This window comes from Streptococcus downii (assembly GCF_004353325.1).
In the GTDB taxonomy this organism is placed as follows: Bacteria; Bacillota; Bacilli; order Lactobacillales; family Streptococcaceae; genus Streptococcus; species Streptococcus downii.
This window is the reverse complement of sequence record NZ_MZNX01000009.1, coordinates 558,780-584,999: the sequence shown is the minus strand read 5'-3', so window position 1 is coordinate 584,999 and position 26,220 is coordinate 558,780. Positions and strand designations below refer to the sequence as shown.

The 26,220-nt window shown below is 42.0% G+C and carries 26 protein-coding genes; all 26 read right to left on the bottom strand.

Features of this window, described 5'->3' with window-relative positions; all coding sequences use genetic code 11:
• Positions 1–83: 83 nt before the first annotated feature.
• The 26 genes from E2R31_RS09275 to E2R31_RS09150 all read right to left on the bottom strand — a co-directional run bounded on the left by E2R31_RS09275 (position 84) and on the right by E2R31_RS09150 (position 26,075).
• A complete protein-coding gene (locus E2R31_RS09275; protein ID WP_000160503.1) occupies positions 84–863 on the bottom strand; it encodes an L-threonylcarbamoyladenylate synthase in 780 nt (259 codons plus the stop codon).
• 25 nt (positions 864–888) lie between these two features.
• Complete coding sequence (gene leuD, locus E2R31_RS09270; RefSeq protein WP_049536560.1) at positions 889–1,482, bottom strand: 3-isopropylmalate dehydratase small subunit; 594 nt, start codon at positions 1,480–1,482, stop codon at positions 889–891.
• 9 nt (positions 1,483–1,491) lie between these two features.
• Positions 1,492–2,874: a 3-isopropylmalate dehydratase large subunit gene (gene leuC / locus E2R31_RS09265; RefSeq protein WP_132974134.1), complete on the bottom strand. Its 1,383-nt coding sequence runs from the start codon at positions 2,872–2,874 to the stop codon at positions 1,492–1,494.
• Between the two features lie 3 nt (positions 2,875–2,877).
• Positions 2,878–3,147, bottom strand: coding sequence for a DUF1294 domain-containing protein (locus tag E2R31_RS09260; RefSeq protein WP_132974132.1), 270 nt, complete (start codon positions 3,145–3,147; stop codon positions 2,878–2,880).
• Positions 3,144–4,181 carry a 3-isopropylmalate dehydrogenase gene (gene leuB, locus E2R31_RS09255; RefSeq protein WP_132974130.1) on the bottom strand — a complete coding sequence of 346 codons (1,038 nt, stop codon included), beginning with the start codon at positions 4,179–4,181 and terminating at the stop codon, positions 3,144–3,146. The genes E2R31_RS09260 and leuB overlap by 4 nt, the downstream gene beginning before the upstream one ends.
• 10 nt (positions 4,182–4,191) lie before the next feature.
• Positions 4,192–5,754 carry a 2-isopropylmalate synthase gene (locus E2R31_RS09250; RefSeq protein ID WP_132974128.1) on the bottom strand — a complete coding sequence of 521 codons (1,563 nt, stop codon included), beginning with the start codon at positions 5,752–5,754 and terminating at the stop codon, positions 4,192–4,194.
• Positions 5,755–6,068: 314 nt separating this feature from the next.
• The gene (locus E2R31_RS09245) at positions 6,069–6,725 is read right to left on the bottom strand and encodes an MmcQ/YjbR family DNA-binding protein (RefSeq protein ID WP_132974126.1); all 657 of its coding nucleotides are present in this window, start codon (positions 6,723–6,725) and stop codon (positions 6,069–6,071) included.
• 43 nt (positions 6,726–6,768) lie between these two features.
• Positions 6,769–7,401, bottom strand: a complete 633-nt coding sequence (locus E2R31_RS09240; RefSeq protein ID WP_132974124.1) for a copper homeostasis protein CutC — start codon at positions 7,399–7,401, stop codon at positions 6,769–6,771.
• A 92-nt stretch (positions 7,402–7,493) separates the two neighbouring features.
• Positions 7,494–7,853, bottom strand: coding sequence for a YbaN family protein (locus E2R31_RS09235; protein WP_132974122.1), 360 nt, complete (start codon positions 7,851–7,853; stop codon positions 7,494–7,496).
• A 105-nt stretch (positions 7,854–7,958) separates the two neighbouring features.
• Positions 7,959–10,046 (bottom strand): type I DNA topoisomerase, encoded by a 2,088-nt coding sequence (topA, locus tag E2R31_RS09230; RefSeq protein WP_132974120.1) that lies wholly within the window; start codon positions 10,044–10,046, stop codon positions 7,959–7,961.
• 117 nt (positions 10,047–10,163) lie between these two features.
• Positions 10,164–11,012: a DNA-processing protein DprA gene (gene dprA / locus E2R31_RS09225; protein ID WP_132974118.1), complete on the bottom strand. Its 849-nt coding sequence runs from the start codon at positions 11,010–11,012 to the stop codon at positions 10,164–10,166.
• Between the two features lie 167 nt (positions 11,013–11,179).
• Positions 11,180–13,003: a translation elongation factor 4 gene (gene lepA, locus E2R31_RS09220; protein ID WP_001047199.1), complete on the bottom strand. Its 1,824-nt coding sequence runs from the start codon at positions 13,001–13,003 to the stop codon at positions 11,180–11,182.
• Positions 13,004–13,081: 78 nt separating this feature from the next.
• Complete coding sequence (locus E2R31_RS09215; protein WP_125848581.1) at positions 13,082–13,810, bottom strand: metallophosphoesterase family protein; 729 nt, start codon at positions 13,808–13,810, stop codon at positions 13,082–13,084.
• Between the two features lies 1 nt (position 13,811).
• Positions 13,812–15,479, bottom strand: a complete 1,668-nt coding sequence (recN, locus tag E2R31_RS09210) for a DNA repair protein RecN (RefSeq protein ID WP_132974116.1) — start codon at positions 15,477–15,479, stop codon at positions 13,812–13,814.
• A gap of 6 nt (positions 15,480–15,485) precedes the next feature.
• Positions 15,486–15,917, bottom strand: a complete 432-nt coding sequence (locus E2R31_RS09205) for an arginine repressor (protein ID WP_132974114.1) — start codon at positions 15,915–15,917, stop codon at positions 15,486–15,488.
• Positions 15,910–16,725 (bottom strand): TlyA family RNA methyltransferase, encoded by an 816-nt coding sequence (locus E2R31_RS09200; protein ID WP_132974112.1) that lies wholly within the window; start codon positions 16,723–16,725, stop codon positions 15,910–15,912. Before E2R31_RS09200 ends, E2R31_RS09205 begins: the two co-directional genes overlap by 8 nt.
• Positions 16,718–17,593: a polyprenyl synthetase family protein gene (locus E2R31_RS09195; protein WP_132974110.1), complete on the bottom strand. Its 876-nt coding sequence runs from the start codon at positions 17,591–17,593 to the stop codon at positions 16,718–16,720. The genes E2R31_RS09200 and E2R31_RS09195 overlap by 8 nt, the downstream gene beginning before the upstream one ends.
• Positions 17,590–17,802: an exodeoxyribonuclease VII small subunit gene (locus E2R31_RS09190; protein ID WP_000043226.1), complete on the bottom strand. Its 213-nt coding sequence runs from the start codon at positions 17,800–17,802 to the stop codon at positions 17,590–17,592. Before E2R31_RS09190 ends, E2R31_RS09195 begins: the two co-directional genes overlap by 4 nt.
• A complete protein-coding gene (gene xseA, locus E2R31_RS09185) occupies positions 17,780–19,120 on the bottom strand; it encodes an exodeoxyribonuclease VII large subunit (RefSeq protein ID WP_132974108.1) in 1,341 nt (446 codons plus the stop codon). The genes E2R31_RS09190 and xseA overlap by 23 nt, the downstream gene beginning before the upstream one ends.
• 127 nt (positions 19,121–19,247) lie before the next feature.
• Positions 19,248–19,886 (bottom strand): uridine kinase, encoded by a 639-nt coding sequence (gene udk / locus E2R31_RS09180; protein ID WP_001181376.1) that lies wholly within the window; start codon positions 19,884–19,886, stop codon positions 19,248–19,250.
• Positions 19,887–19,999: 113 nt separating this feature from the next.
• On the bottom strand, positions 20,000–20,878 hold the full coding sequence (gene truB, locus E2R31_RS09175; protein WP_132974106.1) for a tRNA pseudouridine(55) synthase TruB: 879 nt from the start codon (positions 20,876–20,878) through the stop codon (positions 20,000–20,002).
• A gap of 74 nt (positions 20,879–20,952) precedes the next feature.
• Positions 20,953–21,753 carry a hypothetical protein gene (locus tag E2R31_RS09170; protein ID WP_132974104.1) on the bottom strand — a complete coding sequence of 267 codons (801 nt, stop codon included), beginning with the start codon at positions 21,751–21,753 and terminating at the stop codon, positions 20,953–20,955.
• A 9-nt stretch (positions 21,754–21,762) separates the two neighbouring features.
• Positions 21,763–22,569 carry a hypothetical protein gene (locus E2R31_RS09165; RefSeq protein WP_165941811.1) on the bottom strand — a complete coding sequence of 269 codons (807 nt, stop codon included), beginning with the start codon at positions 22,567–22,569 and terminating at the stop codon, positions 21,763–21,765.
• 11 nt (positions 22,570–22,580) lie between these two features.
• Positions 22,581–23,399, bottom strand: coding sequence for a hypothetical protein (locus E2R31_RS09160; protein ID WP_243701304.1), 819 nt, complete (start codon positions 23,397–23,399; stop codon positions 22,581–22,583).
• Between the two features lie 25 nt (positions 23,400–23,424).
• Positions 23,425–24,699, bottom strand: coding sequence for a DUF2130 domain-containing protein (locus E2R31_RS09155; RefSeq protein ID WP_132974102.1), 1,275 nt, complete (start codon positions 24,697–24,699; stop codon positions 23,425–23,427).
• A 95-nt stretch (positions 24,700–24,794) separates the two neighbouring features.
• On the bottom strand, positions 24,795–26,075 hold the full coding sequence (locus tag E2R31_RS09150; RefSeq protein ID WP_132974100.1) for an O-acetylhomoserine aminocarboxypropyltransferase/cysteine synthase family protein: 1,281 nt from the start codon (positions 26,073–26,075) through the stop codon (positions 24,795–24,797).
• Positions 26,076–26,220 lie beyond the last annotated feature (145 nt).

The window sequence follows — 26,220 nt, the reverse complement described above, 5'->3', positions numbered from 1 at the left end:
CTATAGAAAAAGGAAAGAATTTCTAAAGAAAAAGCCTAGTGTAGAGGCTTGCTTACCTCTCAACACTAGACTTCTTTTTTATCCTAATAATACTCACCCTGACGGTAGTCCCATGAGTTAAAGGTATCTGACAGGTGCATCATGATTTTATCAATGTCAAGCCCTTTGCGGATAACCACTGGCGCTGGTGAAATTGAGCGTGCTCCTCCTTGTTCTGGGATGAGTTTGCCGTCTTTATCGACCATAGAGACCATCACACCTTGCTCGTATCGTGTTTCAATCGTTTTGTCAGGCTGGATGGATGCCACGTAGTCGTCTGCTTCGATGACAAGATCCACTGCTCCTTCGATACGTTCTCCAATTCCTTCTACCTTACCGCGGTTTCCTTTTCCAGATGGATTAGCTGATGAGGCGTATACCATCTTGCCTTCTTCCCAAAGTTTGGCAGCCAACTGTTCTCCTGCTTTCCCGAACTTAATCACAAAACAGCTCGTTCCACGCACGTCAGTCATAAGTTCTTCACGGCCATCCCCGTATGCTTTTAGTTTTTCAAAAGCTTCTGGTTTCCATGGGAGGATGCAACCGAGTAGAATGTCTTCATCCCAATGTTTTTGGTAAAAGGCTTCAATTTCTGGATTAAGTTGTGCTAAAGCGCGTAGCTCGTCCATGCTACCACAAAGTACAACTCCTGGTTTGTTACGGTTACGTTCTTTTGCTTCAAACTTGCGTTCAAGTCCTGCCTTATCGCTAGTCATGATGATATATCCGACTTTTGTAGGGCAAACGATACAACCGCCCTCACCTTTTAAAATGTCATAGCCTTCTTGTGAAAGTGTTCCGTTCCATTGAATGTGTTTTGTCATAGTTCAATTTCCTTTTCTATTTTTTCTAATCCTGCCAATAGGCTGGGCGTTGTTTTTCATAAGCAGCAATCAAATCTTCATACTGCAACGTAATACCGATATCATCCAAACCATTTAAGAGCTTGTGTTTCCATTCACTATCAATTTCGAAAGTGAATTCTCCAACTGGTGAGATGATTTTTTGCTGTTCCAAGTCCACAGTTACCTGATCAGTCGGTTTAAGTTGGGCTAGTTTCTCTCTAACCTCTCTAGGCTGAACAATGGGCAACATGCCATTATTGAGTTCATTATTGTAATGAATGTCCCCGAAAGATCCTGCAATCACGACCTTAAAACCATAGTCAGCTAGTGCCCAAGCTGCGTGTTCTCTCGAAGAACCCGCCCCAAAGTTGTCCCCTGAGATAAGGATACTGGCTTTTCGGTATTCAGGTCGGTTAAAGACAAAGTCTGGATCCTCAGTATACTTGTCGTCCAAATAACGCCAAGCATACATGAGGTACTTACCAAATCCTTTCTTATCAATTAACTTCAGAAACTGCTTGGGGAGTATTTGGTCGGTGTCGATGTTATCATTCATGAGAGGAACGGTCGTTCCCGTATAAACTGTAAATTTCTCCATATCCTCTCCTTACTGGGCCTCTGGCATTTGCCGAACATCTACGAAACGCCCTGCAATAGCTGCCGCCGCTGCCATGGCTGGACTGCAGAGATGGGTCTTAGCACCAAATCCTTGTCTGTCTTCAAAGTTACGGTTACTGGTTGAGGCACAGTGGACCCCATCAGGGACCTTGTCAGGATTCATTCCTAGGCACATAGAGCAACCTGGCTCTCTCCACTCAAAGCCAGCGTCTAGGAAAACCTTGTCCAAGCCCAACTTCTCAGCAGCTCGTTTGACAGGACGAGAACCAGGTACTACGATTGCCGTTAGATTGGGAGCTATTTTCTTCCCTTTGACAAATCGAGCAGCTAGTTGCAAGTCACTGAGCCGAGCATTGGTACAAGACCCGATAAAAATATATCCTAGTTCAATGTCCGATGGCTTTTGACCGGGCTCCAAGTCCATGTAATGATAAGCTCGTTCATCGTTCATATCCTTAATTTCTGGGAAGCTACTGTCAAAGTCAACGCCCATAGCAGGATTGGTTCCCCAAGTCACCATAGGAGCCAAGCCAGAGACATCCATCTGGATAACCTTATCATAAACGGCATCACTATCGCTTACAAGCGTCTTCCAGTCGGAAACTGCCTCCTCAAAGTCCTCTGGAACACATTCTCGTCCCTTGAGATAGTCATAGGTAGTCTGATCTGGATTCATAATCCCCATCTTAGAGCCAAACTCGATGGACATATTGCAGATGGTCATTCTCTCTTCCATGGTCAGAGCATCAATCGCTTGCCCACGATATTCCACCACATAGCCAACACCACAAGCAACGCCGTACTTGGCAATTAAGGCGAGAATGTAATCCTTAGAATAAACTCCTTTTTGAGGAACACCAGTGAATTCTACCAGCATTTTCTTGGGTTTGACCTGCCAGAGGGTCTGGGTAGCAAAGACATGCTCAACCTCACTGGTCCCAATCCCAAAAGCGATAGCTCCGAAAGCCCCGTGAGTTGCCGTATGGCTGTCTCCACAGACGATGAATTTCCCTGGTTGCGTCCGTCCTGTTTCTGGACCTACCATGTGAACGATTCCCTGCTTTTCAGAACCGTGGGCCGCATGTTCAATCCCGAATTCCTCAACATTCTCTGCTAGCTTATCAATTTGAGCCTTGGAAATGACATCTCGAATATCATAGATGTTGACCGTTGGTACATTGTGGTCAAAAGTTCCAAATGTCAAGTCTGGTCGTCTCAATCTGCGCCCTGCATCTCGCAATCCTTGAAAAGCTTGGGGACTAGTTACTTCATGAATATAGTGCTGATCCACATACATGAGTTGGGGTTGCCCTTCTTCTCCTGTGATGACATGACGGTCCCATAATTTATCAAAAATCGATTTTCCTGCCATCCATTACCTCCAAATAAAATATAAGGCTACTAGTGTGGTCACCATCCCAAGAAACCAAACCGTTTTAAAATACCATTTTCTAGTCTTGTGATGGAAGGTGATTCCTGCTAACCAAGCACCAAATCCACCACAGACAAGTGCTATAGTCAAGAGAATTTTCTCTGGTATCCGCCAAGAACCTCTCCTTGCCTTGGATTTGTCAATGCCATAAATGATGAAAATCATGACATTCCAAATCACGAGAGTAACGGTTATTCCTTCGTTTATCTTCATAGTCTTTCAATGATAGCTTCCGTCATTTCCTTGGTAGAAGCTTTTCCTCCTATATCTCTCGTTAAAATTCCTGCTGCCAAACTGGCTTCTACAGCATGTTCGATACGCCCTGCATCCTCAGAACGCCCAAAACTATCTCTTAGCATCATGGCTACTGATAAAATCATAGAAATAGGATTAGCAATTCCTTGACCTGCAATATCGGGTGCCGAACCATGAATGGGTTCATAAAGACTTGGACCCTTTTCAGAATGACTGGCTGATGGCATAACACCAAGAGTGCCAGATAAAACGCTTGATTCATCAGATAAGATATCTCCGAAAAGATTCTCTGTCACGATGACATCAAACTTGGCAGGATTGGTAATCATAAGCATGGCAGCTGAGTCCACCAGCTGATGCTCCAAGGTCACATCTGGAAAATCCTGTGCAACCTCCTCAGCTACTCTGCGCCAGAGTTTTGAGGTTGCCAGAACATTTTGCTTATCGATGCTGGTAACGATTTTTCTGCGATTTCTTGCAATCTCAAAGGCCTTGCGAAGAATCCGCTCCACTTCCTCATAACTGTAGTCGTTTATATCACGCGCTTTTCGCTCTTCAAGAATATGATCTCCAAAGTAAATACCTCCTGTCAACTCACGCACCACGACAAAGTCCACACCCGCAATTCGTTCAGGCTTGAGAGGAGACAAATGCTTAAGACTCTCAAAAATCTTAACTGGGCGAATGTTGGCATAGAGATTGAGTTCCTTACGGAGAGCCAGTAAGCCCTGTTCAGGCCGAACCGCTGCCCCATCATACTGGGGACTACCGATGGCTGCTAGGAGAATAGCATCTGCTTCTCTACATGCTTTAAGGGTTTCATCAGGTAAGGGATGTCCTGCTACGTCAATCCCAGCACCTCCAAAGGGTCGCCTATCTATCTCATAGTCAAAGCCTGTTTTTTCAGCTAGGGCCTCAAGAACTTCCAAACCAGCTTCCATGATTTCTGGACCGATTCCGTCCCCTGCTAAGGCAACTATTTTCTTTGTCATAGCTTCTCCTTTACACACTAGGCATATCGCGATAGGAAACGCTTCGTCCCATCTCACCAGCATTCTCCTTTTGAACAAAGGTATTGGCATTGATATAGGCAATAGCCGAAGCCTTCAGTACATCAAAGTCAAGTCCTGCTGCGTTAAAGATGGTCTCTGTATCTCTGTTTTCAACAGTGACCAAGACCCGAGCCTGGGCATCGATTCCATCCGTCACAGCGTCGATAGTGTAGGATACCAAGCGAACAGACTGATTGAAGAACTTATCAATAGCATTAAAGATAGCTTCAACTGAACCTTGTCCTGTCGCATTAAACTCAACCTTTTCACCATCCATATTAGCTAAGCAGACAAGCGCTTCAATGGTATTATCCTCATGGGTTTGAAGTTGTAAATCATCAAAGTGGAAGCCTTCTGGGTTTTCTACCATGATTCCAGCTACCAGAGCTCGAATATCTGCATCTGTGATTTCTTGCTTTTTGTCCGCTAGCGCCTTGAACTTAGCAAAGAGTGGTTTGATGTCTTCTTCTGTGAAGTCTAGTGCCAAATCTCTTAGTTTTTCTACAAAAGCGTGGCGACCTGACAATTTTCCAAGCGGAAGACTATTACTCTTAACACCAACCAATTCAGGTGTGATGATTTCATAGGTAAGAGGATTTTTAAGAACCCCATCTTGGTGAATACCAGACTCGTGAGAGAAGGCATTGCCACCAACAACGGCCTTGTTTTTGGGAACTGGAATACCTGAGAAGCGAGAAACCATTTCAGAAGTATTGATGGTTTCGTTTAGGACAATGCTTGTCTCAGCTTGGTAGTAATCTTGTCGAATATTGAGGGCCACCGCTATTTCTTCAAGGGCTGCATTACCTGCTCGCTCCCCGATACCATTGATAGTACCTTCGACTCGGCCTGCACCATTCTTGACAGCAGCAAGGCTATTAGCGACTGCCATTCCGAGGTCATCGTGACAGTGAGGCGAATAGATAATCTGACGATCTGTCTTGACATTCTCAATCAAGTGTTTGAAGATGGCACCATATTCCTCTGGCGTCGTAAATCCAACCGTGTCAGGAATATTGATGTAAGTCGCCCCCGAATTCACAGCTGTCTGAACAACTTGCAAGAGGAAATCCAACTCTGTTCTAGTCGCATCCTCTGGAGAAAATTCGACAATTTCGAACTTAGAACGGGCATAAGAAACATGCTCACTGATTGCTTCCAAAATCTCTTCCTTGCTCTTATTGAGCTTATACTTGCGGTGAATCGGACTGGTGGCGATAAAGACGTGAATCTGAGGATACTTGGCATCCTTTAGAGCCTCATAACAAGCATCTATATCAGACTTGACCGAACGAGCCAAGCCTGTCACCGCAGTTTTCTTCAAGACCTTGGCAATCTCCTGAACTGCTCTGAATGAATCTGGACTCGCCGCCGGAAAACCAGCTTCGATGGCTGAAATGCCCCATTTCTCCAGCTGTCTTGCGATGGCAACCTTTTCCTTAATCGAAAAATTAACACCTGGTGTCTGCTCACCATCACGGAGACTGGTATCTAGAAACTCAACTCTACGCATGAGAATTCCCCCTTCAAAATTTCAGTATAGAAAAAACATCTCGCTCGGAAACCCAAGCGAGATGTTGATTTACTCCCGCTTGGTAAGCCAAACAGGACTAATGCTTCTGCACTAGCCCGAGTACCTCAACAACAAAGCAAATTGATTAAACTTAGCTGTTTTCATGTTTGACTTTCTCCTTCGTTTGATGTCTTGTTAAGTATTTTAGCATAGGAAAAATCTCTTGTCAAGAAAAAATCCAATATTTTCTGAAAATTTCTTCAGTAAAGAATATTTTGCTAATTGAAAGTGTTTGAAAACACAAGGGAATTTCTTTACTTTTTCAATGTCAAATTCCAACTGATTTCTAGCAAATCTAGAACGTCTTCATCAGATAAACTATCATCAAGAGCAAGACTAATCCAGTAACGTTTATTCATATGAAAGGCAGGATAAATGCCTTTTTGTGAAAGCAAGTCAGCCACTTGATCATGTTTGAGGTTGACTGCTTCCACTAGCCCTTCTCTTGCCTTATCTAGCCTATCCCAAGGAATTCTCATTAAAACAGCATACCACTTTTTACTGTCTTCATGACGTAATACTGCTGTATCAGGCGATTTTTCCCATAGATATTCCAACTGATTGCCATATTTTTTCTGAACCTGAGCCATGATACGCTTGGTCTGGGGACAGATAAAATCCTGCACGTCAAAACAAGCCTTCCGAATCTGATAGAGAATCTCCAGACAAGCTTGACGAACACTTCCGACAAAACTTCCCCGCATACTTTCCATATGTACCTGAGGATAGAGATCACCAGTTTCCTGGTCAAAGACCTGAAAAGCTAGCTTCCCATCGGTAACTGAAACATTCATAACAAAGTCGCCTTGCAAAATCATGCAACTATAAGTCCAAACTCCACTACTTTCTACAAAACCATAGGCACGAGCCTTTTCTTGATTAAACTGATAGGATTTAAAGATTTCAAACATAAGTGAAAACTGCTACCAAAAGCTAGCAGTTCCTTTCTATTTTTTAAAAGACAACTTTGGTACCGTGAAGTTGTGTCACGCCTAGTTGGTCGATAAAGGTTTGACGGTTGTCCAAGTCAATTCCCCCACCTGGTAAGATTTCAATTTTACCAGCAGCATGTTCCAAAATTCTGTGATAGTGGGCAAAACGTTTTTCTAACGAGTCACCAGATACGCCAGCACGAGTCAAGATACGAGTGACGCCAGCTTGGCTGAGCCAATCAATAGCTTCCAACTGGTCTTCATCACTCAATTCATCAAAGGCCATGTGGAAGACAATTTCCATTCCTTTAGATGCAGCAATCAGCTTCTCAAGATTAGCCTTGTCCAACTTCTTATTAGCAGTTAAAGCACCAAAGACGACCCCTTGGCTACCTACTTGAGCAGTTAAACGAATGTCATTTAGCATGATTTCGATTTCCAGATCTTGATAGACAAAGTCACCACCACGTGAACGAATCATGGTCATGATGGTCGTATCGTAATTAGCTGCTAGTTCAACAGCTGCCTTAGTTACTCCATAGCTTGGTGTTGTCCCACCAACTGCTAGATTATCACAGAGCTCGATTCGACGAGCTCCAGCCTGCATAGCTTTTTCAAGCAAGGTCACATTTTCAGCACAAAATTCGTAAATCATTTGATTCTCCTTGATGTTTTCTTTAAATTTATTATATCATATTATTTGAATATACTTTCATTTTTATCAAAGGAAATATCAAATTTCAAAAATTAATCCTTATCAGGAATTACTTTAAAGAGATAGTAGGTGATAAAGATGGTTAGGGCTCCCAGACCGATTTTAACAGGCAAAAGAGGGGCAAAATAAATAGAAATCCCCATCAAGATATAGATAGATACGATGATTTTTTTCTTTCGTTCTCGCGCTATTGACTTGGTTTCCCGAAAGTCAGCTACATAGGTCTGATAAAGCTTTGTATGATAAAGCCAGTCTTCAAAACGCTTAGAAGATTTTGAAAAGCAAGCGATTGATAATAAAAGAAAGGGCGTTGTTGGCAAGAGCGGCAGGACAACACCTACAAGAGCTAGAGCCAAAGAAATAAAACCAATACAGAAATAAATAATGCGCATGTCTTCTCCTAATAAAATAATCTTCTACTAGTTTCCCACAAAATGAGGAAATTTGTCAAGCTTAAACTAAAAAGAGCCTGAAATTCATTTTCAGGACTCTTCATTTTATTTAATCTTTTCCTCTTCGTAGTCACCATTACTACATACAACCTGCTTGCCACCACCACGGACTTTTTTCTCCACAAGGAAGTGTCCGCATTTTGGACAGTCACGGCCAATTGGTTTGTCCCATGAAGTAAATTCACATTCTGGATAGCGATTGCAACCATAGAAGATACGATTGCGCTTGGTTTTGCGTTCAATGATTTGTCCTTGATGGCAGTTTGGACACTCGACTCCAATCTCTTTGACAATTGCTTGAGTGTGACGGCAGTCTGGGAAGTTGCTACAAGCATAGAATTTACCAAAACGACCGAGCTTAATCACCATCGGACTGCCACAAACCTCACAGTCAAATCCAGCTGGCTCATCCTTAATCTGGATTTTTTCCATTTCAGCTTCAGCCTTTGCTACTTCTTTGGAGAATGGTTTGTAAAATTCGTCAATAACACGTTGCCACTGCTCTTTTCCAACTTCGACATCATCAAGTTTTCCTTCCATCTCAGCTGTGAAGGTCACATTGACAATATCTGGGAAGTATTCAACGATGAGCTTATTGACAATTTCTCCCAATTCTGTTGGTTCAAAGCGTTTGGCTGCCAGACGAACATAGTAACGTTTTTGGATGGTTTCAATGGTCGGAGCGTAGGTTGACGGACGTCCAACTCCATTTTCTTCCAAGGTCTTAATAAGAGTCGCTTCCGAATAGCGAGCTGGTGGTTGAGTGAAATGTTGTTCTGGCTTACTATTGACCTGCTTGACCACATCTCCAACAGCCATATCTGGCAACATCTTGTTCTTGTCAGAGTCATTGTAAATAGCAAGATAACCATCAAACTTAACTTGGCTTCCATTCGCTGCAAACTGAACCCCATTTTGAGAAAGCTTAACAGCCATAGTATCAAAGATAGCACCTGTCATCTGGCTTGCCACAAAACGGTTCCAGATAAGGGTATAAAGTTTGAGCTGGTCTTTGTCCAAGTACTTAGCGATGCTTTCTGGTGTATTAAAGACACTAGATGGGCGAATGGCTTCGTGGGCATCCTGAGCACCTGAGGCATTCTTGACCTTGCTACCATGCTTGGAATACTTGCTACCAAAACGGTCGTTAATATAGCTTGCTGCTTCGTTCTGAGCTACAGGACTGATACGAGTCGAGTCTGTACGCATATAGGTAATCAAACCTTGCACGCCTGATCCGATATTGATCCCTTCATAGAGCTGTTGGGCCACCATCATAGTCTTTCGAGTACGGAAATTGATTTTGTTAGCCGCATCCATCTGCATGGTTGAAGTCGTATAAGGTAGGGGCGCATTGCGTTTGCGTTCTTTCTTATCTACCTGGTCTACTGTGAAATCTTTACTAGTCAAATGGGACAAGACTTCTTTGACCTCTTCATTGGTGGTCAATTTCATCTTTTTGCCATTCATACCATAGAAAGAAGCCTGAAATTGCTTGGTTCCCTTCTTAAAGACACCATCAATTGTCCAGTATTCTTCTGGTTGGAAGGCATTGATTTCATTTTCACGGTCAATGATGAGTTTAAGAGCAACCGACTGCACACGCCCTGCTGATAAGCCCTTCTTGACCTTTTTCCACAAAATTGGCGAAATCGAATAGCCTACCAAGCGGTCTAAGACACGACGAGCTTGTTGGGCGTCGACCAAGTCCATGTCAATCTTGCGAGGCTCTTTAAAGGCATTTTTTACTGCGTCTTTGGTGATTTCATTAAAGACTACACGGTTGGCATCATTCTCATTCAAGTTGAGAATGTGAGCCAAATGCCAGGAAATTGCTTCTCCTTCACGGTCCGGGTCACTCGCCAGAAAGACTTTATTGGCCTTTTTGGCTTCTTTTTTCAGATCATTGATGAGAGGGCCTTTGCCTCGGATATTGATATACTGCGGTTCATAGTTATTTTCAATGTCGACTGACATACTGGATTTCTTCAAATCACGGATATGCCCGACACTGGCTAAAACCTTGTAATTTCTGCCTAGATATTTCTCAATCGTTTTCGCCTTAGCAGGCGACTCCACGATGACTAGATTTTTTTTAACTGTTGATTTTTTCTTCTTTGTTGCCGTAGCCACACTATCACACCTTTTCAAAGTAATAAACTTTATAAAGTGTAAACCATTTTTCTATAGCTGTCAAGACCTAAGTCCTATATATAGAAGAAAAGTTTATCTGTGTGAACAAATTTCTCCTTAAAATTCAAACTCAGCCAGCACATCTTGACCACTGGAAATCAGCTTTGCTCCCTCTTGAATCAGGTGGTGACAGCCATCTGAATGCCCATCTAAAATGTTTCCTGGAATGGCAAAGACATCACGCCCTTCTTCCATTGCTCGCTCACAGGTAATGAGACTCCCTGAACGCATTCTTGCCTCTGCTACAATCACACCACGGCAAAGGCCAGCAATGATGCGATTACGAGCTGGAAAGTGAAATTTCAAGGGCTCGTCACCAGGTCCGTATTCGCTAAGTACCAAATGGTGATTGCCAATGTGTTCCTGCAAACGTTTATTGGCGCGGGGATAGAAAACATCCAATCCTGTTCCAATCACTGCAATTGTTCTTCCTCCATTCTGGAGTGCAGCCATATGGGCAGCCGTATCAATCCCTTTGGCTAAACCACTGACCACAATTAACTCGTTTTCCAAACCTTGAATGACTTTCTGGACCGACTTTGCTCCCTGACTAGAACATGAACGACTCCCTACAACAGCAACCTTTGGAAATTTCAACAGGTCTAGATTTCCTTTATAAAACAAGAGCGCTGGAGCATCATAAATCTCACTCAGATCCCAAGGATAACAGTCATCAAGAATCGAGAAGGATGGAAATTTCTGAAACTCCTTCTCCAACTGTGCATCATCTATCTGGAAATAGCGTTCCATAAAGACAGCAGGATTACGGCATCCAGATATTTCTACAATATCACCTAGCAAGAGCTCCTGATCTACAGTCTCGTCGTATTCAAGAACAGTTAAAATTTGTTGATTGGTCAGCCCAGCTTTTCTCAATTTGTAAATCTCATAGTTTGTGATCTTCATATACAACTCCATTTCTTTTACTACTCATCTATCTATTCGAAAATAAAATAAAAAAGAAGACATGATAAATTGATTTTTGTGTTTATCCAACTTTCGTATGTGATAACTTGGTTCATCAAAAACACAAAAAACTCTTGAGAAATCTTCAAGAGTTTTGTTTCAACTTTCTATTCTTCATCCATACTCAAAACGCTGAGGAAGGCTTCTTGTGGGACTTCTACTGATCCGATAGCTTTCATGCGTTTCTTACCAGCTTTTTGTTTTTCAAGGAGTTTGCGTTTACGAGAAACGTCACCACCATAACACTTGGCAAGTACATTTTTACGAAGGGCCTTGATATCAGTACGAGCCACAATCTTGTGTCCAATAGCTGCTTGGATTGGTACTTCAAATTGTTGACGAGGGATGATTTTCTTGAGTTTATCAACGATGAGTTTTCCACGTTCGTAGGCAAAATCCTTGTGAACGATAAAGCTGAGGGCATCGACCTTGTCTCCATTGAGAAGGATATCCATTTTGACTAGCTTAGATGGACGGTACTCTGACAATTCGTAGTCAAAGCTTGCATAACCACGTGTCGAAGACTTGAGTTTATCAAAAAAGTCAAAGACAATTTCAGCAAGTGGAATTTGATAGATGACATTGACACGATTATCATCAATATAGTCCATGGTTACAAAGTCCCCACGCTTGCGCTGAGCTAGTTCCATAACTGCTCCGACAAACTCCTGCGGTACCATGATTTGCGCCTTGACATACGGTTCTTCAATGGTCGCGATCTTGGTTGGATCTGGAAATTCAGAGGGGTTAGACACATCCATAGACTCACCATCAGTTTGGTTAACCTTGTAAATAACAGACGGAGCTGTCATGATGAGGTCAATGTTGAACTCGCGCTCTAAACGCTCTTGGATAACATCCATATGGAGAAGTCCAAGGAATCCACAACGGAAACCAAATCCAAGAGCCTGAGATGTTTCTGGCTCAAACTGCAAGCTGGCATCGTTGAGCTGCAATTTTTCTAGGGCTTCACGTAGGTCATTGTACTTGTTTGACTCGATTGGATAAAGACCTGCAAAGACCATGGGGTTCATTTGCTTGTAGCCGTCTAGTGGTTCTGCTGCAGGATTGCTTGCTAGGGTCACTGTATCACCAACACGCGTATCTTGAACCGTCTTGATAGAAGCCGCAATATAACCAACGTCACCTGTCGCTAGAAAATCACGCCCGACTGCTTTCGGTGTGAAAATTCCGACCTCCGTCACATCAAAGGTCTTGCCATTGCTCATGAGCTGAATCTTATCGCCAGGTTTAACCACTCCATCCATAACACGCACTTGGAGGATAACCCCGCGGTAAGCATCATAGACCGAGTCGAAAATCAAGGCCTTGAGTGGCGCCGTTACATCACCAGTTGGGGCTGGCACTTTTTCAACGATCTGCTCAAGAATCTCTTCGATACCAATACCAGCTTTGGCAGAAGCTAAGACTGCTTCGCTGGCATCCAGTCCAATGACATCCTCAATCTCTGTACGAACACGCTCTGGATCAGCTGCTGGTAGATCAATCTTGTTAATGACGGGCAGAATTTCCAAATCATTATCCAAGGCTAGATAAACGTTGGCAAGGGTTTGAGCTTCAATCCCTTGGGCAGCATCGACCACCAAAATCGCTCCTTCACAGGCAGCTAGCGAACGCGACACTTCATAGGTAAAGTCCACGTGCCCTGGCGTGTCAATCAAGTGGAAAATATAAGTTTCTCCATCTTTTGCAGTGTAATTGAGCTCAATGGCATTAAGTTTAATGGTAATCCCACGTTCACGCTCAAGATCCATACTATCCAGAAGCTGGGCTTGCATTTCACGACTTGAAACCGTCTCTGTCTTTTCTAAAATGCGGTCTGCCAGCGTCGACTTTCCGTGGTCAATATGGGCGATAATAGAGAAGTTTCGAATCTTCTCCTGTCGTTTTTTTAATTCTTCTAAGTTCATGATGCTCTTCCTTTCAGGGTATCTATTAATTATAAATTGTTTTTAACATTTTGACAAGACCATACCCTGCTAGGAGTACTAATCTTCGGCAATAAAACCATCATTTTCGATAAAGTGGTGTTCTGTCATTCCTTGGTCTGTAAAGACGATACCATGAAGGACACCACCATAGACAGCTCCTCCATCCATACCAATCTTACCATCATCTGTTATCCAAAGCTCAGCTGTACCTCGGTCTTGCTTTAGCAAACCATAAACCGGTGTATGCCCAAAGACAATGGTTTTTCCAGTATGATTTTCGGCTTCATGGAATGGTTTTCTGAGCCAGACTTTCTTGTAATCAGTTGTTTCATGCCAATCATCCAAGGTCAAATCAATACCAGCATGAACAAAGATATACTTGTCTGTCTCTACTACAAACGGCATCTTGCGAATAAATTCCACCAAATCTGCTGCTTCAGTGGCAACTCGCTTGGCATCCTCAACTCCATCAACTGGTGCATCCAAAGGACGACCTAGGATAGAGTTAATGGTTGTATCACCACCATTGCGACGATAATGGTCATAGCTTTCTTCTGGGTCATCGAGCCAAGTCAGAAACATATATTCATGGTTTCCTGATAGACAGATAGCTCCATGATTATCAACCAAGTCTTTGACCATTTCCAGAACACGGCGACTATCTTCACCTCGGTCAATCAAATCCCCTAGAAAAAGCAACTGAGTTTGACCATCCCAGGTCTTGAGCAGATCTTCTAGCATACCTGCCTTTCCGTGAACATCTCCAATTACATAATAGTCTGTCATCTTACTTCTCCCTCGTTTGCAATAATTCTCTGGCTTGGGTAAGGGCAGCTTCTGTTACATTTTCCCCAGCCAACATTTTAGCTACTTCCTCTACTCGCTCTTCTAAAGTCAAGAGTCGAACCGTAGACACCGTTGAGTGCTCATCGCTAATCTTCTCAATAAAGAATTGATAATCCGCGATGGCAATCACTTGTGGAAGGTGAGAAATAGCTAAAACCTGACCATGCTGGCCAATCTTGTGAATCTTCTGAGCAATAGCTTGGGCCACACGACCTGAAACTCCCGTATCCACCTCATCAAAGACAATACTGGTCTTACCTTCCTTACGAGAAAAGGCAGACTTGATGGCTAGCATGAGACGAGACAATTCCCCACCAGATGCAACCTTGACCAAGGGTTTAAAGTCCTCACCTGGGTTGGTCGAAATGTAAAACTCGACCATTTCATTACCTTCTCGACTGAATTTGCCCTTACTAAAGCGAACCTGGAACTGTGCCTTTTCCATATATAAGTCTTGAAGTTCTTGCTTAATCTCAGCTTCGAGCTGCTGGGCCAAGTCATGACGAGCAGATGCAAGCTGGTTCGCCAACGCAACAAGATCAACTTCCAATTTCTTAAGCTCTGCTTCCATGTCTTCGGAAGAAAGGTTATTTCCAGTCAAGAGATTGTACTCTTCCGTAATCTTAGCAAAGTAAAGCAAAACCTCATCCACTGTCCCACCATACTTGCGTGTGATCGTGTTGAGCAAATCTAAGCGATTTTCAACCTGCATGAGGCGATTGCCATCAAAATCTAAATCTTCAATGATATCTTCCAAACGCTTGGTAATATCTTCTAAAACATAGTAGGTCTCTGATAGAGAACTTGAAATTTCACGGTAATCAGGGTCGTATTCTTCGACACTTTCCATGTCATTCATGGCGGAACGGACATTTGCTAGACTGGAGAACTCCTCATTGTCCAACATAGTGTAGGCATTTGTCAAGGTATCTGCTATATTCTTGTGGTTGAGGAGTTTATCTCTTTCTTGGTTGAGAGTGACATCTTCCCCAGCTTGCAAGTTTACCGCCTCAATCTCTGCCATTTGAAATTCCAACATCTCAATGCGAGACTTGTGTTCTTGCTGATTCTTCTTAACTTCAAGAACTTGCTTACGCATTTTGCGGTAGGTGTCAAAGCTTGTCTGATAGGCTTGTTTAAGCTCCAAAAATGCTGCATCACCAAATTCATCCAACATTTGGATATGAAGTTGTGGACGCATCAACTCTTCTTGGTCATGTTGCCCATGAATATCGACAAGATGCTGACTGATTGCACGCAAGACAGAAAGATTGACCATCTGGCCATTTACACGACTAATACTTCGTCCGTTTTGGAGAATTTCACGGCGAATGATAATCTCATCCCCCAATTCCAAACCTTGCTCATCAAAAAGTTCCTGTAAAAAGCGACGGTTTTCAACCGAGAAAAGTCCCTCAATCTCTGCCTTAGGAGCACCGTGACGAATAACATCTGTCGTTGCTCGAGCCCCCAACATGAGATTCATAGCATCGATAATGATAGATTTTCCGGCACCCGTTTCCCCGGTCAAAACAGTCATACCCTTTTCAAAATTGAGAGAAATGACCTCAATAATGGCAAAGTTTTTTATCGAAATTTCAAGTAACATACTGACCTACCATTTTTTTACTTGTTCAACAATTTCCTCAGCAGCCCCAACTGTTTTGGCTACAATTAGGATAGAATCATCATCAGCTAGGCAGCTAAAAATCTGTTCAGAAAATGCTTCAACCAACTGACTTTTCACAAAAATAGTATTTCCAGGAATGACAGTAAGGTTGATCATATTTCCCATTAGCTCGGAACTCACAATATTGTCCTCAGCCAACTGCAAACTCTTCACAATTGATTTTGGCAACTCATAAATATAAGTGTTGTTCTTCAAAGGAATTTTAACAATTCCAAGTTCTTTGATATCCCTTGAGACAGTGGCTTGTGTAGCAGAAATCCCTGCTTCCTTCAAATGCTCAACGATTTCTTCCTGGGTTCCGATTTGGTAATCTGTTACAAATCTTCTAATTTTTTCAAGTCTTTCTTTTTTATTCATCTTTAAATTCTCTATGTGCTCTCTCTACAACTTTTTCTATTTCAGGGGCAACTTGGTTACTTGCTCCATCTTCCTTTTTCAAATAAGCTAAAAACTCAATATTTCCATGTCCTCCTTGGATTGGTGAGTAGTCTAATCCAAGCACAGAAAAGCCTTGCTCAACCGCCATAGTAGTGACTGATTCAAGGACATATTGATGAACCTTGGCATCACGAATAATTCCATTCTTCCCAATCTGCTCACGACCCGCCTCAAACTGAGGTTTGACAAGAGCCACCACCTGACCTTGTTCAGCCAAAACTCGATGTAAGGCTGGTAAGATCAGACTAAGGGAAATGAAACTCACATCAATACTAGCAAAGCTAGGTTCCTGCTCAAAGTCAGTCTTTTCAGCATAGCGGAAATTAAACTGCTCCATGCTGACAACTCGCGGGTCTTGGCGTAATTTCCAGGCTAATTGATTGGTCCCAACATCCACCGCATAGACAAGCTCAGCGCCATTCTGCAGCATAACATCGGTAAATCCCCCAGTAGAGGCTCCAATATCAATCGTGGTCGCCCCATCCACTGACAAATCAAAAACCTGCAAGGCCTTTTCCAGTTTCAGACCACCACGACTAACATACTTGAGTTTTTCACCTTTGAGTTTTAGCTCAGTGTCATCTGGAATTTTCTCCCCTGGTTTGTCAAAGCGTTCTCCATTAAGGACCGCTACGACAAGCCCAGCCAGCACACCGCGCTTGGCCTGCTCTCGTGTCTCAAACAAACCCTGTTTATAAGCTAGTACATCCACTCTTTCCTTAGCCATTGATTCTCAAACTTTCTACTACTTTCACAATCGGCTCTATTTCAAAGCTCACTTGCTGAGCAATTTCTTCTAATTTAGCCGTGGCTTGATCCAGAGTTTGGTTACAAAAGGAAATGGCCTCCTCCAAGCCCAACAAGGCTGGATAGGTTGACTTTTCTGCCTGCAAATCCTTTTGTGGGGTCTTGCCGATTTCCTCAAAACTAGCGGTCACATCCAACACATCATCCCTGACTTGAAAGGCAAGTCCGATCAATTCACCCACAGTTTTCAGTTTTGCTTGTAACTCTGGTGCTAATTCTGCTATGATAGCTGCTGCTTGGAATGGATAGGCTAGTAGTTTTCCAGTCTTGTTAGCATGAATGGTCTGAAGTTCTTCCAAAGACAAGTGCTGGTGTTCACCTTCCATGTCCAGAACCTGCCCTGCCACCATGCCCAGACTACCTGACGCAAGGGATAGGTTGGCAATCAAGTCCACCTTTACCTGACTTGGCAAATCTGCCTGCGCTATCAAGGCGTAAGGATCTAGGAACAAAGCATCTCCAGCCAAAATTGCCATTGCTTCACCGAATTTCTTGTGGTTGGTCAAGCGCCCCCGACGGTAATCATCATCATCCATAGCTGGAAGGTCATCGTGAATCAAGCTCCCTGTATGAATCATTTCCAAGGCCGCAGCCACTTGGGCGTGCGCTGGTTGGATAACCACTTGCAAGGCTTCTAAAACTTCTAACAAGAGAAAAGGCCGAATACGCTTGCCGCCAGCATGAATGGAATAGAGAACAGCCTCTCTTAAACTAGAAGCAAACTGCTGGTCTCCATAAAAGTCTTCCAAAGCCGACTCGACAAGAGCTAATTTTTCTTGTTTCTTCATTCAAAATCACTTTCTGTTCCGTCTTCTTGCATGACCTTGACCAAGGTCTTTTCAGCCTTGTCCAGCGTCGCTTGGAGTTCTTTTGACAAGACCATGCCCTTTTGAAAGGCCGCAATCGCATCTTCCAGAGCAATTTCACCATTTTCTAAACTTTGGACAATAGTCTCCAGTTCTGCTAGATTTTCCTCAAATTTCTTTTGTTTTGACATCTTTAACCTCTAATTCTACTTGACCGTCTCGCATCAAAAGCGTCACTTGGTCTTTTTTCTTCAACTTCTCAACCGAGTCTACTACTGACTCTTCTTTTTTGACAATAGCATAGCCACGCGCCACAATTCGGCTCGTATCCAACATGAGCAAAGCTTCTGAAAGTCGCTTGACCTCAGCAACCTTGGCGTCATAAACTAAGGCCATTTGGCTACGGAGGAGCTTGTCCAACTGACATAACCGATCCTGATAGCGTTGGATTTTGGCATCAGGTGATAACTGCACTAGGCGATGAGTCCTTGCTTGGACTAATTGGTTGTTATCAGAAATCCGTGTTCGCAAACTTTGTTTTAATCGCAATTGCAGTTGATCCAAGCGTTGCAAATAACCGTCATACAAGCGCTCCGGTTGTCTAAAGATAACAGACTGACTGCATTTTTTCAAAGCTTCTTTTTTCTTTGACAGGACATTCTGAACTGCTGTTGCCATTCTTTTTTCTTGATTTTGCAAATGGGTCAAGAGGTCCAACTTAGTTACAGGTGTTGCCAGTTCTGCTGCAGCCGTTGGTGTCGCAGCCCGACGATCCGCCACAAAGTCTGCCAAGGTCACATCTGTCTCATGACCCACACTAGAAATAATTGGCAAACGGGATTCAAAAATAGCACGTACCACAATCTCTTCGTTAAAGGCCCAGAGATCTTCGATGGAACCCCCACCACGACCAATGATGAGGACATCTAAATCCTCACGCTGATTGGCACGAGCAATATTCCGTGCTATTTCCTCCGCAGAGCCTTCACCTTGAACCTTGGTCGGATAGAGAAGGATATCGACACCGGGAAAACGTCTGCTAACGGTCGTGATAATATCTCGAATAACAGCGCCACTGCGACTGGTTACTACACCGATTCTCTTAGCAAACTGGGGAAGAGGTTGCTTGAAACGTTCTTGAAACAGGCCTTCTTCTGTCAATTTTTTCTTGAGTTGTTCAAACTGAATCGCAAGCGCACCAACTCCATCAGGTTCAGCCTTCTCAATGATGATGGAGTAGCTCCCGCTCGGTTCATAAACCTGAACTCGCCCAATTACATTGATCTTCATCCCTTCTTCGAGGTCGAAGCCTAATTTCTGGTATATCCCTGACCAAATGGTCGCTTGAATAACCGCATGGTCATCTTTTAGGGAGAAATATTGGTGAGTAGGACGTTTACGAAAGTTGGAAACTTGACCAGTTAAATAGACCCGTTCCAAGTAAGGGTCTTTATCGAATTTCATTTTCAGATACTTGGTCAAAGTTGTTACTGATAAATACTTTTCCATCTCCACCTACTATTCATTTTCTTGCTCGTTCATGGGTATTATTATACCAAAAATATGCCTAAAAATCTCCATTTATGTACCATTATGAGGGAAAAATAGAAAAAGGAGGCAAGGCCTCCTCATCTGATTATTTGCTGTTACGAGCTTCTTCCAAAATCTTTGCAATCTTGGTCGTCAACAGGTCGATAGCCACTGTATTACTGACCCCTTCAGGAATGACGATATCCGCATACCGCTTGGTCGGCTCGATAAACTGGTGATACATAGGTTTTACAACACCCAGATATTGGTCAATAACGCTATCCAAACTACGACCACGCTCTTCCATATCACGCTTGATCCGACGAATAATGCGCACATCATCATCTGTATCCACAAAAATCTTGATGTCCATCAAATCACGCAGACGCTTGTCCTCCAAGACCAAAATCCCCTCAACAATAAAGACATCTTGAGGTTCTTGACGATAGGTCTTGCTACTTCGTGTATGCTCTGTATAGTCATAAGTCGGAATGTCCACCGGACGTCCTGCCAACAACTCCTTAATCTGCTCGATCATCAAGTCTGTATCAAAGGCAAAAGGATGGTCGTAGTTGGTTTTGACACGCTCTTCAAAGGTCAAATGAGACTGATCCTTGTAGTATGAATCATGCTCAATCATGGAAATCTTCTCATCAGGAAAATGTGATAAAATGGCCCTCGAAACACTGGTCTTACCACCACCAGAACCACCTGTCACTCCGATAATGATTGGTCTATTTTGCATGCTATCCTCCGTTTTTTTATCCGTCGTCTATTCTATCACATTTCTAGCAAAATTTATAGTCTGATTTTGGATAGATTATGGGTAACAATTCAAATCCCTACATCTCAGTTAGACTAGATAAAAACCTTCCTTGGTTTGTAAAGTTCACCCCGTTTTTCAAGAATGGCTAGCAATTTTTCTCCTTCAAAGGCAGCCAATTCTTTGTCCGTTTGGTCTAACTCAATAAAACGACCAAAGCGCACTTCTGTAGCTTGTTCTGGAGTTAGGAAAACTTTAACAAGGTCCCCTGTTCCAATCTCTAACGGATAAAGAAAGTCCAGTTGGCCAGCCTCCACTTTTTCAGCAATTTCTTCCAAGGTCAAGGCATCTTCTAGCTGTAAACCCGCTGCACTGATTCGAGTCAGGTGAGACATATGAGCCGCATAACCAAGCTTTTCTCCCAAGTCAACAGACAAGGTACGGATGTAAGTTCCCTTACTGCATTTCACACGAAAAGTGAATCGTGCAAGTTCGCCCTCATAAGAAATCGGACTTGTCCGCTCAAAGCTATAAATAGTTACCTCACGTTTTGGACGCTCTACTTCCTGACCAGCACGCGCATACTCATAGAGCTTGCGACCATTGACCTTGACAGCCGAATACATAGGCGGAATCTGAGTGATAGGCCCAGTCAGGCTAGCAATCGCTTCATCGACAATGGTTTCATTCAAAGGCGACACAACGGGTGTCTCAGAGACCACTTCCCCACTAGCATCCTCGGTTATCGTTGAATAGCCCAGAGTGATTTCTCCCTCGTAGACCTTGCCCTCATCCTGCATAAACTCGACCATGCGTGTCGCCTTGCCAACAGCAATAGGCAAAACACCCACCACATCCGGATCCAAGGTTCCACCATGACCGATTTTCTTGGTTCCCAAAATCTTACGCAGTTTAAAAACCGCGTCATGCGAGGTTATCCCCGCTTCTTTTTTTAAGTTGATAATACCGTTCATGTGTTACTTTCTAATTCCCCTTTCACTTTACATCAACATATTCTATCTTAGACAGATTTTAAAACTATATCAGCTCATTTTTCTAAATACTTCCTAGCTTCCCGTACACAAAAGAGCTTTGGATTTTCATGGGCGATACTTTCAAACAAACTACGGGCACGTTCTTCATCATCTTTTAGCTGAGCATTGAGAGCTCCGTAATAAGAGAACATGATTCGAGCTAACTTATTTTCTGGTTCGGTGGTGTCGAAGTAGTCGTTCGCTTCTTTATTGAACACAATATCTTTTATGGCTTGAGTTTGAGCAACAAGTTTAGCTTTGCCTCCTTTATAATCTGCAGCCTTGGACAATTGTGACTCAAAGAAAGCAATATTTTGCTCATCTTGAAGATGAATGGAAACTTTTAATAGTTCATAGGTTGATATTAAAAATGTAAGGTTTCTGAATCTCTTCCAAATCTTCTTCAAATCATATTTGGACATATTTTCCTTGGCAGATTGAAAATCTCCTTTCAGATAAGCCACTTGACCTTGTATAAATTGGTAATACTCACGATATGTTGCCCTAAAAATCTTAATGGATTTCTCGGATTGAACCCTGAACATGTCTTCATAGAGTTTAAGATTAATAGCATCGTTTAACATTAGATAAACAACTTTGCTAGATACAAATCTTAAATAAAATACAAAGACGAGAGCTAATAAGGCAATAACTAATAATATTAGTCCCAATATTTTCAAATTACTTTGCAATACTAAACACACTGCCATTACATCAACAACCAAGCCTAAAAATGAGCAAATTAGAATAGCCCTATCAAGTTGTAGAAGAGTGTTTTCTGTCGCCCTACTTACTATTTTTTCAATCAATTTCATATATTACTCTCATTTCACTAATTCTAAATATTTCTTCGCTTCCTGAACATAAAAGAGTTCTGGATTTTCATGGGCGATACTTTCAAACAAACTATGAGCACGAGCTTCATCTCCTTTTAATTGGGCATTGAGAGCTCCGTAATAAGAGAACATGATTCGAGCTAGCTTATTTTCTGATTCAGTGGTATCGAAGTAGTCGTTCGCTTCTTTATTGAACACAATATCTTTTATGGCTTGAGCTTGAGCAACGAGTTTAGCTTTGCCTCCTTTATAATCTGCAGCCTTGGACAATTGTTCCTCAAAGAAAGCAATATTTTGCTCATCTTGAAGATGAATAGAAACTAGCAATTGATTGGAGCTTGTTCTTAGAAATAAGTCTACCCTGAATCTCTTCCAAATTTTTTTAAAATTAATCTTTGCTAGGTATTCTTTAGCAGACTGAAAATCACCTTGTAGGAAACTGATTTGTCCCTTAATAAAATGGAAATTTTCCTCATAAGTTGGTCTATAAGGTTTGATAGATTTCTCAGCTTCAGCCTTGAACATAGCTTCATATATCTCTAAATCTATAGAATCGTGTAACATTAAATAGATAACCTTGTTGGATACAACTCGTAAATATAAAACAAGAATAAGGAATCCCAACATAAATGATATAAATATTAACGACCATAATTTTTCATTACCTTTAGATTCTAGAATCACTGCTAGCAATCCCAAAGATATTCCTAAGACTGAACTAAGCTGACTAATAGTTTCTATTTGTAGAAGAGTGTTTTCTGTCGCCCTACTTACTATTTTTTCAATTAGTTTCATATGTTACTCTCTTATTCCTCTGCTCCTAAATATTTCTTCGCTTCCTGAACACAAAAGAGTTCTGAATTTTCATGGACAATACTTTCAAACAAAATTCGGGCACGAGCTTCATCTCCTTTTAATTGGGCATTGAGAGCTCCGTAATAAGAGAACATGATTTGGGCTAACATATTTTCTGGTTCCGCAGTGTCGAAATAGTCGTTTGATATTTTATTGCAATAGATATCAACAATAGCCTTTAAACTCAAAATTTCTTCCTGATATTTAAAAATTTTTGATTGAAAGTGACTTGTTAGTTCTTCAATTTCTACCATTAATTCTTGCAATTCTAAACAATCATTCAAATGAACCAAGTTTAGGATGCTATAATACTTGATATGAAATACATAGTAGAGATTTTTGGATTTTTTTAGATTACTATTTTTTATTTTATTCAGCAATTCTAAACTATCTTGGAAGTGTCCTCTATAAAAGGATACCCTTGCATTTGCCAAATATTTTGGAAGAATCTGAACATTTCTATTTAAAGAATTTGCATCAGCTCTAGCAACTATATCCTGATACTTTGTTAAATTGATATCCTCAAATAAAATATCAATTAAAGCCCTATCTAGTAATAATTTAGATAGAAGAATAAACAATATAAGAAGGACAAGAAATACTGTTAATACCTTTGTGTAAGTGGTCGATGAATGGTTAAAAATATAGACATAAACCATTACTGTTGAAAACACTAAAAAATACAGCAAATATTTAAATATAATTTTAAGAAAAATTGATTCTATTTTATCAGCTGACCATGTTCTGATAATTTCTACAACTTTTTTCATAGAAACTCCTGTTTTTAAGGTAATCTTACTCCCCCTTCAGCGCTTCAAACTTCGCTTTCATTGTTGGATTTTTCCGGGTCAATTTTTTGACGGAAACATCTTCCAATTTATTGTTTGCAAGGCGGAGTTGGTTTTCAGATGTTGTTAGGAACTTTTTAACCTCTTCCATGCGTTTGATAGCCTTATCAATTTCATCAATTGCTTTACCAAAGTTGGTCGAAGCTGAATTATAGTTCTTAGCAAAGGCCTGTTTAAAGGCATCCAAGTCTTCTTCAAAATGCGTAATGTCAATATTTTGTTCGCGAACCAAGGCCAACTCTTGCTTGTATTTGAGAGAATTAAGCGCCGCATTACGCAAGAGACCAATCAACTGGATGAAGAACTGAGGACGAACCACATACATCTTTTCATACTCGTGGCTGACGTCAACAATCCCTGTGTTAAAGTAGTCGTTATCTGCCTCAAGCATAGTCACCAAAACAGCATACTCACAGTTCTTCTCCCGACGGTCCTTGTCCAATTCCTTATAAAAATCTGCATTCTTATGCTTCTTCTCTGTTCCGTCCGCTTCGTTTTTCATCTCAAACATAATGGAAATAATTTCTACTCCATTTTCATCACATTCACGGAAGATAAAGTCCCCCTTAGAACCTCGCGCAGAGACCTTGTTATCCTTCTCAAAGTAGGCATTGGGAAAAGCGAAACTGCGGACCTTATTAAACTCACTTTCCGCATAATGTTCCAGACTTTCCCCGATGGCTTTTGTAGATTGTTGAGCTTTGAAATTCTTGTAAAATTCGACCTGCTCACTGGCCGCCTTAAGTTGAGCTTCGTAATTTTGCTTAACAGAAGCAAGAAAAAGCTCGTTCTCCTTTTCTTGCAATAGCAGCTGATTTTTGACCTGATCACGCTCTTTTTCTAGGTCAGAGAGGGTCTTTTGCAGTTGATTTTCATGCTCTAAACGCAAGGTAGTCAATTGGTTTTCCAAGGCCTGTACTTCCTTATCCTTTGCCAATAAAGCCTCATGACTTGTTTGTTCAACCTCTTTCTTGGCCAATTCTTTTTCTGTATCAAAGTTTTGGATTTGACTCTGCAATTGAGCAATTTCTTGGTCTTTTTGAGCTAGTTTAGACTGTTGTTCATTCATGGCCTTTTGCTCAGCCAAGGCCAGTTCCTGCTTAATCCGATCGTGCAATTCCTTATCAAACTCTGTTGTTCTCACTTGGGACAAAAGATCGGCATACTGACTTTCATTTACTGTAAAGACTTCCCCACAGTTGGGGCATTTGATTTCGTTCATATCGTTCCTCTTTCTAGACTTCTTTAACCATTATATCATGCCTAAGGGAAAATCAAAAACAGTGAGTCGAAACCCACTGTTTAACTTCTTTTTCTTTAAATTTTTTCCAAGGCCAAGCGCAAGTCTTCAATCAAATCATCTACATTTTCAAGACCGATAGACAAGCGGATTTGGTTTGGTGTGATACCTGCAGATTCTAGGTCCTTTTCAGACAACTGTCCATGAGTTGTTGTGGCTGGATGGACCACGAGGGACTTGGCATCTGCAACGTTTGCAAGGTCAGAGAAGATTTCCAAATTATCAATCACCTTGCGGGCTTCTGCTTCTCCACCTTTGACATGGAAGGTAAAGATTGAACCCACACCTTTTGGTAGATATTTCTCAGCCAAGGCATGATATGGACTGTCTGCTAGTTTAGGATAGTTGACTTTTTCTACCTTAGGATGGTTAACAAGGAAATCAACGATTTTCTCTGTATTCTGAATATGGCGTTCTACACGAAGCGAAAGCGTTTCGAGTCCTTGAAGCAAGAGGAAGGCATTAAATGGTGACAAGGCTGCGCCAGTATCACGAAGCAATTGGACACGAACAGCGATGATAAAGGCTGCTGCACCAACATCACGAGTATAGCTCAAGTTGTGGTAGCTAGGATCTTCCTCTACAAATTGAGGGAACTTCCCTGAAGCTTCCCAGTCAAAACGACCACTATCGACAATCACACCGCCAATAGTCGTACCATGACCTCCAATAAATTTAGTTGCTGAGTGGACTGCAATATCAACACCGTGAGAAAAGACGTTAATCAAATATGGTGTTGCAAAAGTATTGTCTGAAACGAGAGGAATTTGGTGCTTATGAGCAATCTCCGCCAATTTTTCCAGGTCAGGAATGTTAATCAAGGGATTGCCCAAGGTTTCAATCAAGACAAGCTTGGTATTGTCACCGATAGCTGCTTCTACTTCCTCCAAATTATCAACATCGACAAAGGTTGTTGTGATACCATAACGAGGAAGGGTTTCTTTCAAGAGATTGAATGTTCCACCGTAAATGGTTGAAGCTGCTACTACGTGGTCACCCGCATGAGCAAGGGCAAGAATTGTATAAGTCACTGCGGCCATACCAGATGCTGTCGCTAGCGCTCCGACACCACCTTCAAGAGCAGCGATTCTTTCTTCAAAGGCAGCTGTTGTAGGATTGGTAATACGGGTATAGATATTCCCTGGTTTTCTCAAGGCAAAAAGATCCGCCCCTTCCTGCGTGTCATCAAATACAAAGGATGTTGTCTGATAAATCGGCACTGCACGAGACTTGGTAGCTGGATCAACCACCTGCCCAGCATGTAGTTGTAGGGTTTCAAATTTAAATTCACGAGTCATTTCATGACCTCCAAATAGCTTCATTACGGATATTGTATCATCTTGAGCCAGTCTTTTCCAATACCGTTTTTCTATATTTTGATATAAGGAACAACTATGACTAGTCTTAACCTCAAACAAAAAAGCACGATTGACTCGTGCTCAT